The sequence below is a fragment of the Bacillota bacterium genome (genome assembly GCA_012727955.1).
Classification (GTDB): Bacteria; Bacillota; Limnochordia; order DTU087; family JAAYGB01; genus JAAYGB01.
In genome coordinates, this window is record JAAYGB010000041.1 from 1 (window position 1) to 14,029 (window position 14,029).

Sequence of the window (14,029 nt, forward strand, 5' to 3'; positions counted from 1 at the left end):
AATTCCTTAATCATGATTAGTTCCAAGGGTTCCCCGGGGAGCACAAACCCGCCGATATCGCGATACCCCAGCTTGCGGTAGAAGTGCTGGCCCTCCTCATCAGCCTGGGTACTGGTCATAACAATCCTGTGACCCCTTTCCTTCATCGCCTGTTCCCAATGGGCTACCAATCGGCTGCCCAGCCCTTGGAAGCGATAGGGCTCCAAAATGAACAGCAGGTTCATGAAGGGAAGGTTGTCCCAGAAGTAGCCATACCGCAGCCATCCAACTATCTTGTCATCTTTCCGCAGGACGAGAATCTCTTTGTCTCTAATCTTCCTCGGTAAGTTTTCCTTACGAAGGTGACGATCCAGTTCACTTAGAACCTCGACGTCCTCCAGAGCAGCTTCTGTGATGACCAATGTTTCACTTCCTTCCAGTCCAGCTTCCACCTCGGCTGCCAATCCGGTATGTCCTTAGCCAAGGAAGTAACTGCGGCGCATTTCACTGCCCCTACTTACAGGGGGTGAGCAGGGCTATCGTGCGGTGTCCTAACCTCAGGAGCAGGGCTCCGTTGATGGCAGCTTCTCCCACCGGTTTCACCACATTGCCAACTACCTTGCCGCCGACTCCTAGGCCTTCGGGAAGGGCCTCGGCAATGATGTCCCCCACTGCCTCAGCGGCATCGTCGGCATAGGCTGAAGCCAGGACATTGGTCAAGACTCGGGTGGTGATGGTCAGAGCCCCGAAGCGTCCTGTCCGCAGGCCGAAGATTTGGCAGAGGTCGTGGACCATCAAGGTGGAGTTGTACAACACTGCCGCGGTAGTCAAGAAGTCCGTTGGCAGTGCCGCGGTCAAGGCGCCAACCCTCACCGCGTACTGTTTGACCCTTCGCTTGGCCACCTGCTCAAGGGGCCTGACAAACAAAGTCAAATAACGCTCCAGCCAGGATTCATAGGTGGTCATTTCCTCCTCTAAGATCCTGAGAGCTCCCCTGCGAATCGATTCCAGTTCATCAACCTGAAAACCAAACTTCAGGATTCGTCGGTGGGCAGCAGGGTCCATCACCGGATGAGCCTGGAGAATATCCGTTAACAGCCGCTTCGCCTCAGCAAGATCATCGGCAGCCTTCTCCCGAGCCCTTTGCCTTTGAGCCAAGACCAACAAGCTCTGACTTCTCAGCTGAGGAGATCGACGCAGTCGCCAAAGGGGCCGCAACAACCTTATAGCACACCATGCCAAGCCCACCAGCACCGCTCCCAGAAGGACATACCCGCCAAGGCGCAGAGGCTGCGGCAAACTCATCAGCGTCGCCACCGCCGACAGGGTTTGGGTCAAGACAAACAGTCCAATGAGAAGAACAATGCCCCCGACCAGAGCTGCGGCTTCCCTGCTGGAAACTATTCTCGCCAGCCATGGTTCGAACTGAAAGTCCGATTCCAGATCCAATTGCAGATCAGGATCCTCGGCTTCATCAAAGCCGGTATCGAGGGTAATCTCCTCTTCTTCTGTCACAATCTCTAGGGTCTTAGCCTGTTGCGCTGGAATCCCATAGGTGGTTTGTTCCTGAACTCTAGACATCCTCACTCACCTTCCTTAGGCTAATACAAACCTAGCCACCCGATCCAAATCCAAGTGCCTTGGTGGAGCGTCCCGCCTTAGGGGAATGCTGGGCCGAACAAAGGGAAACTGGTAATCCCCTGGAGACCAATCCTCTGGCCAGTACTCGGGAACCGGAGTGGTAGTATAGTTAACTATGACATTGTCAAGCTTGTCCTCCTGGAGCCGAGCCTGAATCATCCCGTTCTGCTTGCTATCGGTGGAGGCTACCGCGGCACAGGCAAACCAATCTACCTGTAAGCCCCAGGACTGCTCTTTGCGGGCATCAATCAGGTCGTAGGTCATGTCCTTTAGCAGACCCGCTAGCTTCTGCCGCTCCCTTTCATGGACCCGATCGACCTGGGTCGCAACAAATGCCACCCGGTTGATGTGGGGAATCGCCAGTCGAAGCAGAGAATCAGCTCCGGGAACAATATCTCCCGTCAGGCGCGTTCCTTCCCGCAAAACATAGGAAGGTAAACCACTGTCTCCGGGCTTCAAGGCACCGATGATTTCCCCCAAGAGCTCCCGACACCCATGGTAAGAGCTAACTCCACCAGCCAACACCGTGGCCACATCCACTAAAATCACCAGAGAATCACAGCCTCGCAGAAAGTTGGCCATGGGCCTGACAATTTCCCGGACATAGGCGTTATAGCGCTGGGTGAACCGTTTTTCTAGGTCTCGATTCTGGGACAGAGTCCTCTCTGGCAGTGGAGCAAACTGACTGTCGGGCCCAAGGCCAACAAAGGTCTGATCAAAGACGCCCCGTTGGGGAATCGCTGTCAGGTCATCGGTCTTGGCGGGCAAAAGATAGGTTGAGGGGGTGATCATCGGACGATACCCACAAAAAAGCCGACGCAACAGCTGCCGATAGGCCTCGATCAACACCGCTTCACTGGTGGTGGGCCTAGCAGCCAGTCGCAAGTAGGCTTCTGCCGGCTCCCGGTATTCCTCTTCCAGCTGCAATCGCCGTAAGATCCCCCTGCTCCAGGTCCGGTAACTACTGCCATACATAGACAGGTCCATAATTCTCTCCCCGGGAAGGTCCAAAAGGGACAGCCGATACTTGACGAGGGGGTGGTCCGAGCGGGCGTACGCTAGGACGTAATTGGAAGTGACGGTAGTCTTCCGGGGCCAACGTCTTTCATTAACCAAGGAGGACCGATACTGCTCGTAGGGAAACCGAGGCAGGTTGTACTCCGGTGCCAACTCTCGAAAGACCGTCACCCGGCAGGGCGAATCGCCAAGCTGAAACCGCTTTGGATCGTGGTTGCGCAGATGGTTGATCAGGGAGGTCAGAAACACCGTCTTGCCAGCGCCATAGAGGCCAATAACCCCAACCCTGATATTTCGCCTTCTGATTCTTGGCAGTCTAGCCATGCTGTCATCCTTTCAAGCACAGGGGATCACTTTTCCCTGGCCTCATTCCACTCATCGACAAACTGCTGAATAGATTGCTGCCGCTGACTGCGGGCATCACTAACAGCCTTTGCCGCAACTTCATATAACTTCTCGCTTAGCTGCCACTTCTCCGGTGTTCGGTCAGATTCAGCAAATAAAGCGAAGGCTGTGGCTCCCATTAAGTACACATTGGTAACTTCATCGATTACTGCCCCCAACTGAAATTCCTCGGGAGACATAAAACGGGTACTACCCCACATTCTACCCATATTGTTGGTATAGGGAGCCCTACTGTATAAATCAATGTCACAGAGCACCGTTTTCTTGGCGGTAAGATCATACATGATGCAGCCATCGTAAAAGTCAATGGCGACATATCCCTGGGATGCTGCGTGGGCATGAAAGGACAAGATGGCGTCAAAAGCCTCAAGCCTTGTCTCCTTGGGCAGCTGCAAGAACCTTTGCCTAGACTCTGGGTACTGTTTACCCATACATTCCCCGTCAACCCACTCAAAGACCAGGGCAAAGCCGCCGCCAATCTCCTCGGCCTCCAGGAGTCTCACCAGATTGAGGTGGGCTAGGTCTCGATACACCGGCACAGACTCTTTTAGGCGCTTAACCGCCTCTTCCGGAGGGCCAGAGTAACCGATGGTGGGAGCGCCCGCGAATTTGACAAAGTACTTTTCCTCGCCCTTTTGCACTCCAAAGCAGATATTACCGGAATCCTGTTCATCAAAGACCTTAAACACCTTACCGTATTTCCCGATAAAGGAAAGGTCCCAGGGCGCTTTTAGTCTATAGGGCACACCATCGATGGATTGCACATGCCAGTCCTCTAGGTACCAAGTTGGAACCGGATTGTTCATGTTATCGAACCAAGCCAATACATCCTGAGCTTGGTTTTTCATCACCTGGATCTCCTCATCCCCAAAGGGAATTGCCCAGGGGATAGACGAGATGGTATTGGTTGCGATATAAAGTGCTAACAGCCGAAAGAACTCCATTGGAGGATCGCCGCCAAAGTACCCCCTCAGCTGCCCGGTGGCAAAATGGGGGCTGACTGCTGCACTCCAGACAATTCGGTTGAACTCCTCCCAGGGATCGCCATAGTCCCAGCGGTTAAAATCAATGACTGACAGCTGATTATCCTCTGTCAGAACCATGTTACCTACATGATAGTCTCCGTGCTGATAACACTGGGGCCTGCCCGTGAGCAAATGGCGGTTGGCTTCAATGTAATTTAGAATCTGGTCATCCCCATCGATTCTAATTCCACACTCCCGGTACATCTGAATCCTGGCATCTATCTTCCGGTTAAACCGAGGACCCCATCTCTCCAGATCCACCGGTGCTGGAAGGGAATGAAGCTTTCTAAGAATCTCCCCGGACTCTACCCCCAAGAGGTACTGTTCCATCACTGGGAGGCGGGGTAACACCACCTCGGCATCTTCACCTTCACACCAGGTCAAAAGCCCGTACACACTTTTACCATCATTGCAGGTCCCAAATTCTAACGGCACTGACATCGGTATTCCCAAGGCCGCGGCCTGTTTCATCATAGCTACCTCGGTTTGTTTCCTGTCATGTTGAGAAATATCTGCAACCCGAAGTAGTAAGGTCCTACCGTCCTGGGTCTCGACCCGATACTTTTGGTCCCGTGACCAGCCCCTATTAATAGGCTCAATAGTCTTAAAGGTACTGTAACTGGCAATGTCCTGCATCTATCCCGCCTCCCCCAAGAAGATTTCCCTTCGCAGATGCAATTCCCTGTCCCGGTAAAGATGAGGCGTCGGGCGAAGGTTCGTGCAAGGGTAGCGGTAAGGACACAGAGCCTCCCTTTCCTCTGCAGTCCTGACAAAAAACCAAATCTTGACCGGGATCAATTCCCTGCAGTACTTGCCATGGTAAGGTATACATGTAAAGCCTGGCAACCACACAAAATGAAACGAAAGCGAGGAATAAATAATGACGAGATTTGCCGAAGTAAAGGCGCGGAACCTAGAGAAGCTGGAGATGTATGTACCGGTTGTAGCCCGTGTCCACGGGGGAACCCACCCAGAATTCCATGAGGTACGCAAAGTGTTCGATGTACTAAGGGAGAAAATGCAGGCTGCTGGCACAGCGAAGCCGGACCTCACCGATGAATTTGCCCAGCTGCGCCAAATCACTGGGAATTACCAAGTACCAGGCAATGTCTGCGAAACCTACGAGGCCGTTTACACCCTGCTCCAGGAACTCGATGAAGCTTATAGCGCTTAGGAAGTTGTTTGCGGCACTATCATCGTCAGCTACAGGCAGCATAGGACTCTAGTTAAGTAATTGGATGCAATTTGGAGTTAGCAATGAAGAGAGGTGAGGGTATGAAATTACAACGTCGCATCTTGAGAAACAAGAACACTATTGCCCTAATCAGCGGTATCCTAATTGCCATTGCCTTTCTCAGTAAATGGACAGTTGGCAATGTACCACTCTTTGAAGGGGCCTTGATCATCGCTTCGATTTTAGGCATAGCCCCTATTGCCATCCAAGCCTATCAAGCCTTAAGGGTTAAGGTAATTAGCATTGATGTTCTTGTTACCATCGCCGTTACTGGAGCCTTTATCATCAGAAACTTTGAGGAATCTGCCATTGTCACCTTCCTCTTCCTCTTCGGTGCCTATCTAGAGCAGCGAACCTTGAATAAAACCCGTTCGGCCATCAAAGAGCTCACAGAGATGGCACCAGAAAGTGCGCTTAAACAAATGGAAAATGGCGAGTTCCAAGAGGTTGACGTCGACGAAGTCGATGTAGGCGATATTTTGCTGGTAAGAACCGGGGCTAAAGTACCGGTGGATGGCACTGTTGTCTCCGGTGAAGGCTCCATCAACGAAGCCAGCATCACAGGCGAATCTATCCCTGTCGGTAAAGCGCAGGGTGACAGTGTCTTTGCCGGTACCATCTTAGATAACGGAACCCTTCAAATTGTGGCTGACCGTGTTGGTGAAGATACCATCTTCGGTAGGATTATTGAACTGGTGGAAGAAGCCCAGGACTCCAAGTCTGAAGCGGAGCGCTTTATTGATCGCTTTGCCAAATACTATACGCCGGCAGTCTTGATTATCGGCCTTCTGGTCTGGCTGTTTTCAAAGGATCTAGAGCTGGCTATCACCATCTTAGTTCTAGGTTGCCCAGGTGCTTTAGTGATTGGCGTACCTGTCTCCAATGTGGCTGGCATCGGAAATGGAGCCAGGCACGGCGTGTTGCTTAAGGGCAGTGAAGTAATCGGAGACTTCAGCAGAGTGGATACCATGGTCTTCGACAAGACCGGCACACTCACCATGGGTAATCCCTCCGTTGCAGAGGTAGCGTACTATGGAAACAATACTGATGAGGCCCTTGGTTATCTAGCCAGTGTAGAGCGCGAATCAGACCACCCCTTAGCCAAAGCGGTTTTAGAGGAAATAGGCGAGACTCGGTTTTCAGAGGTGGAAGGAACAGAGGTGGTAAAGGGCAGCGGAATTGTGGCCACTGTAAATGGTCACAGACTAGCCGTAGGCAATGTGGCCTTAATGGAAAGAGAAAAGGTTGCCCTTAGTCAGCAGGCTAGAGCCGACATCTCCCGCTTTGAAAAAAACGGTAACTCATTGGTCCTGACAGCAGTTGATGGCGAGCTGAAGGTTCTAATGGGCATACGGGACCAGATCCGTCCAGGGGTTAGGGAAGAGCTCCAGAGACTCAGAAGACTTGGCGTAAAGAACCTTGTGATGCTCTCCGGTGACAACCAAGGCACCGTTGACGTAGTCAGCCGCGAGCTGGGATTAACAGAAGCCCATGGAAACATGCTGCCGGAGGATAAAGCGGCCTATGTCAAAGAACTAATTGACAAAGGTCAAATCGTAGCCTTCGTAGGAGACGGGGTGAATGACAGTCCTTCCCTTGCCCTAGCCCATATCGGCATTGCTATGGGTGGCGGCACCGATGTGGCCATTGAAACCTCAGATGTGGTCTTGATGAACTCAGATTTTGGCCGGTTGCCCCATGCTCTAGGCCTTACCAAGGCTACTGCCAGGAACATGAGACAGAATATCGTGATCGCTGTGGGAGTTGTCTTGGTTTTACTAGCCAGCGTACTCTTTAGTGACTGGATGAATATGTCCATCGGTATGCTAGTTCATGAAGGCAGCATCTTAGCTGTAATCCTGAACGGAATGAGATTGCTGCGCTACAAACTCAGGGGATAACCTGGAAAACCTGATCCAGATCAAGGTTCCAGATGATGAAGTAGGCTATAATTTACTAGAAGAAATGAGCTGAGGCAATCAGCTAAGATAAAGGAGATTTATCCGAAAGGAGACTGCAAGATGAAATCGGCAACACTGCAATTGGAAACTTTAACCTGTCCATCCTGCATGCAGAAAATCGAAGGTGCCATTGAAGCCCTTGACGGAGTGGCCCAAGATACGATAAAGGTGATGTTCAATTCCAGCAAAGTAAAACTAGAATTTGATGAAGATAAGATTTCTCTCCAAGACATTGAAAAGGCCATTACCAATGTGGGCTACGAAGTTCAAAAATCCAGTGTTAGATAGTTCAACGGCGTAAAGGGTGCGTTCCCGATGGGGAGCGCACCCTTTTTGGCCCCAGCCTGTCTCACCATGGCGATCTCTACTAGCGGTACTGGAAATAATTAAGTCTTGCTCCGCACAGGCTAAACAAAACTTGAAGGAGACAAGGACCGTTGCATCAGCTGCCTAAGTACCTGTTGGGGAAAGAGATCATTGCCGGGGATGAGTTCATGATGATGCTGGCGAAGGAGCGCAAAGACCAGTATAGTACGCAGCTTTTGGCTGTTGGCATCTCCGTTAGTAGGGGTGGATAACAGCCTCTTTTCGTGGACCCGCTGTCGTTGTCTCTGGTAGTTTCTTTTGATACAATAGCCCGGGGATTTGAACCATTTCACTCCAGTAACCCATTCTGTGCAGAATGTCCTGGAGACGCGTGAAAAGAGGAGAGAATAGGTGAAAATTGCTGCGGCGATAATTTTTGTGCTTACTTATGTGTTGCTTTTGTCATTACCTAAGCATCGGGCTTACATAGCCTTAGCCTCAGCGGCGGTTTATGTGCTGCTGGGAATTGTTCCTTTCGGCGAAGTGTTTGCTGTAGTTGATTGGAATGTGATCTTGATGATCGCCGGTACCATGGGTGTTGTGGCTCTGTTCATCGAATCCAAGATGCCGGCACTGCTTGCGGACTTGATTATCGAAAGAATGCCCAACGTTAAGTGGGCAATTATTGCACTGTCCCTTTTTGCCGGGTTCGTTTCCGCGTTTATCGATAACGTGGCGACGGTTCTCATGGTTGCACCGGTGGCTTTGAGTATTTCGAAAAAATTGGGGATCTCGCCAGTCCCGAGCCTGATTGCTATTGCAGTGGCTTCCAACCTCCAGGGTGCGGCTACCCTGGTCGGTGACACCACTTCGATTCTTCTTGGTGGATACGCCAATATGGACTTTCTAGACTTCTTTGTCTTCCGCGGCAAGCCGGGATTGTTCTGGGTTGTCCAGGCAGGTGCCATTGCTGCAACGCTGATTCTGTTCTACATCTTCAGGGAGTACAAGCAGTCGGTCAGAGCCGATGGAAGAACCAAGGTTAGAGACTATTTCCCCTCCATGCTTCTGGTCGGCATGGTTGTTCTTCTGATTCTAGCTTCCTTTATCCCACAGAAACCGAGCATCACCAATGGACTAATCTGTGTCGGTCTTTTCGCAATTGGGGTACTGCGAAGCGCAATCAGGAAGAACAACTTTGGGGTTATCTGGAATGCGCTGAAGGAGCTCGACTATTTCACCCTGCTTCTGCTAAGTGGGCTGTTTGTAGTCGTTGGTGGCGTCACTAGGGCAGGGCTTGTCAATGATATAGCCAAAATCTTTGTTCGCTTGAGTGGAGATAACCTCTTTATTGTCTATACACTTCTCGTGTGGGCTTCTGTATTGTTCTCTGCCTTTATTGACAATATTCCCTATGTGGCGACGATGCTGCCGGTCACCGCCGGAATTGCTCAAGTGTTAGGAGTCGAGCCGTATATTCTTTACTTCGGACTTATTTCTGGCGCAACTCTAGGAGGAAACTTAACACCTATCGGTGCCTCTGCTAACATTACCGCCCTTGGCATTCTGCGTAGGGATGGATACGAGGTAAGCGCAGGAGAATTTATGAGGATTGGTGTTCCCTTTACCCTAACGGCTGTGACCGTCGGTTATGCACTGATTTGGCTAATTCATGCTTAATTAGAACATGATGATAACGTGAAGAGCAATTAAGAAGAGGGCACTGCTTCATTTTGAAGTGGTGCCCTTACTTGTCGGTTCAGGATTGCGATGCGACTCTGGGGCCTTCGCCATACAACGGGGCACACAAAAACCGCAGCCAAGGTATGTCCCTCAGCTGCGGCAGTAGAACATTACTTGATTTACCTAAAACTGGGGTAGATACGCTTTGTTGGCTTCCAGTAGCTCGTCGAACATCTGGGAGGCTTCATGGAGCGATAGCCCCTGCAGCAGCGGATCATTGAGCATCGCCTGAAAGGCCAGCTTTCTATTGCCGGTAAGTCCTGCCTCCACGGTCATCTCCTGATTTTCTACGTGACGCCGGAGGATCGAAGCCACCGGTGCAGGCAAGGACCCAACGGCAATTCCCCGGGCCCCATTGGGTCCGACAACGCCCATGGTTTCTACCACTGCCTCCCTGGGCAGATTGTCAATCTGACCGGTATTAGGTAGATTCAGGATGTGGATAGCCTCACGACCCGCGGCAATCTCAGAAATGATATCCGCAGCGGCTTCATTGGACTCCTCGACGGAGATCTCCTCTGGATTGGCTATTAGGTGTCTAATCCTCTGCTGAGCCTTAGCCAGATTCTCCCTCCGCCGCTGGATGGTAGTCAAGCCAACTCCGTAGTCGAGGCCATAGTTAGCCCGGGATGTGAGAAAATAGGGAAAGAACTCGGCAATATGTCGATCTCCGGCTGCCGGCAACACCCCGTAGACATCCAATAGGTTAAACTTCACAGCCATCCGATCGCCAAAGGGATCCTGGGATACCTTCTCTTTGTCAAAGCCAAGCATCTCCGAGGAATGGTCTGCCCAGTATTTCTTAAGTTCCGCCAGCAAATCCCTACCATGGGCAGTCAGTTCTAGAATCCAAATTAGATGGTTGATTCCAGCTACAACCGGGACCATCTCATCGGCGTCTATGCCCAGCAACTGGGACAAGCGATTCATCACCCCAAAGAGTTCGTGACATAGACCCACCGTTCGCACAGAGCTGGTCAGGTGACAGGCCCTAGTCAGGGTGGTCATTGGATTCGTGTAGTTGAGGAGCCAAGCCCTGGGAGCTACCGATTCGATGGTTTTGACGATGTCCACTACCACCGGGATATTTCGCAGTGCCCGGGATATACCACCGGGGCCGACGGTATCGCCTACGGGCTGCATAATTCCATACTTAGCCGGGATCTCGATATCATGGGTCATCGCTTCGAGACCGCCGGTGGAGATCGTCAGGAGAACGAAATCGGCATCCTTGGCAGCAATCGCCAAATCGGTCTCTGTCTCAATCTTAATGTCGGCTCCTGCTTTATCAACCACCAAGCGACAGTATTGCGCCAACTCCTCATTAGCCTCGGGATTTATGTCATTGAGGACCACCGTTGACCCAGCCAAGCCTGGTTCAAGAACTAAGTCGGTGACGATTTTGGGAGTCCATGCATAGCTGCCACCCCCGATGAGTACAATTCGCAGTTTGCGATTCTTACCCTCCACTGGTACACCTCCTACCTACAGCTTGAAGAGCTCACTGATATTGAAATAGTTGATTCTCTCCGCTAGTTCCTCACTGACGCCGATTTCACTCAGCAAAGTATCGTAGAAATCAAAATAGGGTTCAATCATTAGTTCCGAACGGAAGTAGTGAATATCAGAGGCAAAGCAGAGCTTCTCCACGGCCGGCAGGAAGAGCTTTCCGTTGGGGGCCAAGAGTTCCTTCCACAGAAACATGGATCTGATGTAGGCCGTTCCTCCTGACAAATCGGCATAGATGTTGTCATGGGAGTAGGATACCTTCCAGGCTTCCTCCCACCAGGGATTGCCGTAATGGGACATCAACATCCGCAGAGTGGGAACCTGCCGGGCAATGGCATCGAGATGAGCCGGGGCCATGTCGAGAATGTTCAGGGGTTCGGGGTTCTTGTAGTTACGATGGGCAAGGTATCCAGTATGGAAGACAGCAACTCCATCCAGCTCCGCGATTTTTCTATATAGCGGCATGTACTTCTGATCGCTATAGGCACTTCCAGGGCGAATGAACTTGATTCCCTTGCAGCCCATCTTGAAGTAAGTCTCGATCTCATTGGGGGTCACGATATCGGGCTTTACCCGAAACACCGGAATGATAAAGTCCCCACAAACGCCCATTGCCTTGAGCACAGTATGGGGATCTTCTATTAACACCACTTTGTCAATACCCAGGCTTCGGTACCTCTCAACAAACTCTCTACCTTCCCTGGCAGACTGAGGCGGCTCCCCATGAACATGGGCGTCTATTCTTTTCATCGCGGTAAGCTCCTTTCATAGGAGGGCAGGCATGTTCTATGTGGTTGTGCCCGGTTCTCTGTCTGTATCGTCTCAAGATATGGTGGGTTAGAAGTGCCAATTACCCCTCTAATATTTGCGGCAATTGTATCTCTTCTGACTTTTTCTTGCGGCAGCTGGTGATCCCTTTTCCCCCTGGAGAATTTACTGGGATGCACTCCCTCCGATATGGCACTTGCCGGTTGTCCTTGGAACAAGGGAAACTGCGCCCACTAACGGAGGATTCGTTCCGGATCAAGAAGACCGCACCAAAGGTCATACCTTCGCTGCGGTCCTAGTAGTGTTGACTATCTCGTGTACAGCCTCTGTATCATCTGTTAGGACAGGCTACTTCAAAGGACGGGGCTCTACCCCCTGATGGGTGATCTTCACAGGCTTGATTCGACCATCCGAGGTGAACTCCATCCGGTCGATGCATACCACCCGGTGGTTCCGATCCGTTTCTCCCAAAGGACGCCGATGATAGACAATATACCATTCATCGGTACCGGGAATATTGAAGATGCCGTGGTGGCCGGCTCCTGTAGCTACCTCGGGATCCTGCTGTAGGATTGTCCCTTCCCTCTTGAAGGGGCCCAGGGGTGATGAGGCAATGCCGTAGGCAACGGAGTAATCCGGTCCCGTCCAACCGCCCTCCGACCACATGAAGTAGTATTTGCCATTGCGCTTGATCATGCAAGGGCCTTCAACAAACCCTTCGGGTGTGATCTCTTTATATATCTCACCATCATCGAATACCCCAAGGCTAATCATGTCGTCGTTGAGTTTGCAGACATTACAATGCCGCCACCCGCCATAGTATAAGGAAGCGGTGCCATCATCATCGATAAACACATGGGGATCGATGGGCTGGGCTCCGTGGTGGAACTCACCGATCAAAGGCCTTCCCAAGGCATCCCGAAAGGGGCCCTCTGGCTGATCGGCAACGGCAACCCCGATTCCACCTAGTTCATCATTGCTTTGGATATCATTGGCGGCAAAGTAGTAATAGTATTTGCCGTTTTTCTCAATGGGTGAAGGTGCCCACATTGCCCGGCGAGCCCAGGGGATATCCTCCTTGGTCAAGATGGGACCTACTTTGGTCCACTGGACTAGATCATCGGAGTAAAAGGCATCAAAGAAAAGCTGTTCATCATAGGGTGCCGAATAGGTTGGGTAGATCCAGTAGCGCCCTTGGAAGATCCGGGCCTCTGGGTCAGCGTACCACCCGGGAAAGACGGGATTACCTGAACGGCCCTGTTCCTTCTTGTCAGACCTGTTATTGGCATGTGACATTGATTGCATCCACTCCTTATGCAGCAAGGATTAAAGGCTCCTCATCGGCCTTCTCGAATCCTCGCTCTCGATAGCTCGCAGTATTCCGGCACAATATCATACCCAACATAGAACCTTCCGCTTAAGGCAGCAGCCACACAGGTTGTGCCTGAGCCGCAGAAGGGATCCAGTATCACATCATCGGTATAGGAAAAGAGCCGAATTACTCGATCGGCCAGCTCCAGGGGAAAGGGAGCCGGATGGCCTACCTTCTTGGCAGACTCCGGGGCTATATTCCAAACCGATAGGGTGCCGCTCATGAATTCTTCCCGAGAAATATCCGATTGTCCTCTGTCCGGTCGGCTAAATCCGTCCTTAGTGAACACCAGTAAGTATTCGTGAACGTCCCGCAGCCGGGGAGCCTTCGCGGAAAGCCAAGAACCCCAGGCGCAGCTTCCGTTCATACCCTTTCCCTTTTGCCAGATAATCTCTCCTGCGGGCTGAAATCCCACCGCGGTATGAACCATATAGAAGTAGGAATGGAGAGGGATATAGGGTTTCCGACCGAGATTGGCGATGTTGACTACATACCGACCTCCCGGCTTGAGCACACGATAGACCTCACTGGCGACCCTGCCGATTAAAGACAGGTAATCACACAGACCTAGATCCTCATCGTAGTCCTTACCGGCGTTGTAAGGCGGTGAGGTAAAGGCTAAACCAACGCTATCATTGGGGATATGGGACATATCCTCGGAGCTGTGGCAGTAGATTCTGTTGGCCCACTCCTCTAAGGGCCTATCGGGTACAACTCGCTGATTTGACTCAACCATGGTGCTGAGCTGCTCATAGATAACCCCTATTTCCTTCCTATATATACTCCGACTATAAAACTCCGAAGCATCATGGCTCTCTCGTCTTGAGGTGCCAAAGGCTGAAGTTTTCGTCCTAGCCATCAGCTTCACTCCAAACCCTAGAATATATGAAAGTCTGCCCTATTCCTAACCCGCATCCGATACAGAACACATATGGTTTCGCGCGCAGGGGTAATTACACCTTCGCGTTATCGTTCAAATCCCCTCTTATCATCAGTAAATTTCCAGAATTCTTTACCAAGTCCAAATAATGGTATATAGTGAAGGGGAGAGAGAAACCAGAACATACAT

Annotated in this window: 13 protein-coding genes; 5 read left to right on the top strand and 8 right to left on the bottom strand. The window is 51.4% G+C overall.

Annotated elements, in window-relative coordinates; translation table 11 throughout:
• The 4 genes from GX030_07630 to GX030_07645 form a co-directional block, all read right to left on the bottom strand.
• Positions 1-401, bottom strand: a 401-nt coding sequence (locus tag GX030_07630) for a GNAT family N-acetyltransferase (protein ID NLV92245.1), incomplete at its 3' end; no start/stop codon positions are given.
• A 91-nt stretch (positions 402-492) separates the two neighbouring features.
• A complete protein-coding gene (locus GX030_07635) occupies positions 493-1,560 on the bottom strand; it encodes a DUF697 domain-containing protein (protein ID NLV92246.1) in 1,068 nt (355 codons plus the stop codon).
• A 15-nt stretch (positions 1,561-1,575) separates the two neighbouring features.
• The gene (locus GX030_07640) at positions 1,576-2,961 is read right to left on the bottom strand and encodes a YcjX family protein (GenBank protein ID NLV92247.1); all 1,386 of its coding nucleotides are present in this window, start codon (positions 2,959-2,961) and stop codon (positions 1,576-1,578) included.
• Between the two features lie 26 nt (positions 2,962-2,987).
• On the bottom strand, positions 2,988-4,703 hold the full coding sequence (locus tag GX030_07645) for a phosphotransferase (GenBank protein ID NLV92248.1): 1,716 nt from the start codon (positions 4,701-4,703) through the stop codon (positions 2,988-2,990).
• Positions 4,704-4,947: 244 nt separating this feature from the next.
• On the opposite strand from GX030_07645, the gene GX030_07650 reads away from it, so the two are divergent.
• From GX030_07650 to GX030_07670, 5 genes are all read left to right on the top strand, one after another.
• Entirely contained in the window at positions 4,948-5,241 is a 294-nt protein-coding gene (locus tag GX030_07650; protein ID NLV92249.1) for an iron-sulfur cluster repair di-iron protein, ric, read from the top strand.
• Between the two features lie 101 nt (positions 5,242-5,342).
• Complete coding sequence (locus tag GX030_07655; GenBank protein NLV92250.1) at positions 5,343-7,202, top strand: heavy metal translocating P-type ATPase; 1,860 nt, start codon at positions 5,343-5,345, stop codon at positions 7,200-7,202.
• Between the two features lie 120 nt (positions 7,203-7,322).
• Positions 7,323-7,550 (top strand): heavy-metal-associated domain-containing protein, encoded by a 228-nt coding sequence (locus GX030_07660; protein NLV92251.1) that lies wholly within the window; start codon positions 7,323-7,325, stop codon positions 7,548-7,550.
• A gap of 149 nt (positions 7,551-7,699) precedes the next feature.
• Positions 7,700-7,840 (top strand): hypothetical protein, encoded by a 141-nt coding sequence (locus GX030_07665; protein ID NLV92252.1) that lies wholly within the window; start codon positions 7,700-7,702, stop codon positions 7,838-7,840.
• Between the two features lie 139 nt (positions 7,841-7,979).
• Complete coding sequence (locus GX030_07670; protein NLV92253.1) at positions 7,980-9,248, top strand: arsenic transporter; 1,269 nt, start codon at positions 7,980-7,982, stop codon at positions 9,246-9,248.
• Positions 9,249-9,434: 186 nt separating this feature from the next.
• Here the strand turns inward: GX030_07670 and GX030_07675 are convergent, their stop codons facing one another.
• The 4 genes from GX030_07675 to GX030_07690 all read right to left on the bottom strand — a co-directional run bounded on the left by GX030_07675 (position 9,435) and on the right by GX030_07690 (position 13,819).
• Complete coding sequence (locus GX030_07675; GenBank protein NLV92254.1) at positions 9,435-10,781, bottom strand: hypothetical protein; 1,347 nt, start codon at positions 10,779-10,781, stop codon at positions 9,435-9,437.
• 15 nt (positions 10,782-10,796) lie between these two features.
• A complete protein-coding gene (locus GX030_07680) occupies positions 10,797-11,570 on the bottom strand; it encodes an amidohydrolase family protein (GenBank protein NLV92255.1) in 774 nt (257 codons plus the stop codon).
• 366 nt (positions 11,571-11,936) lie between these two features.
• Positions 11,937-12,893 carry a family 43 glycosylhydrolase gene (locus GX030_07685; protein NLV92256.1) on the bottom strand — a complete coding sequence of 319 codons (957 nt, stop codon included), beginning with the start codon at positions 12,891-12,893 and terminating at the stop codon, positions 11,937-11,939.
• Positions 12,894-12,925: 32 nt separating this feature from the next.
• On the bottom strand, positions 12,926-13,819 hold the full coding sequence (locus GX030_07690; protein NLV92257.1) for a site-specific DNA-methyltransferase: 894 nt from the start codon (positions 13,817-13,819) through the stop codon (positions 12,926-12,928).
• Positions 13,820-14,029 lie beyond the last annotated feature (210 nt).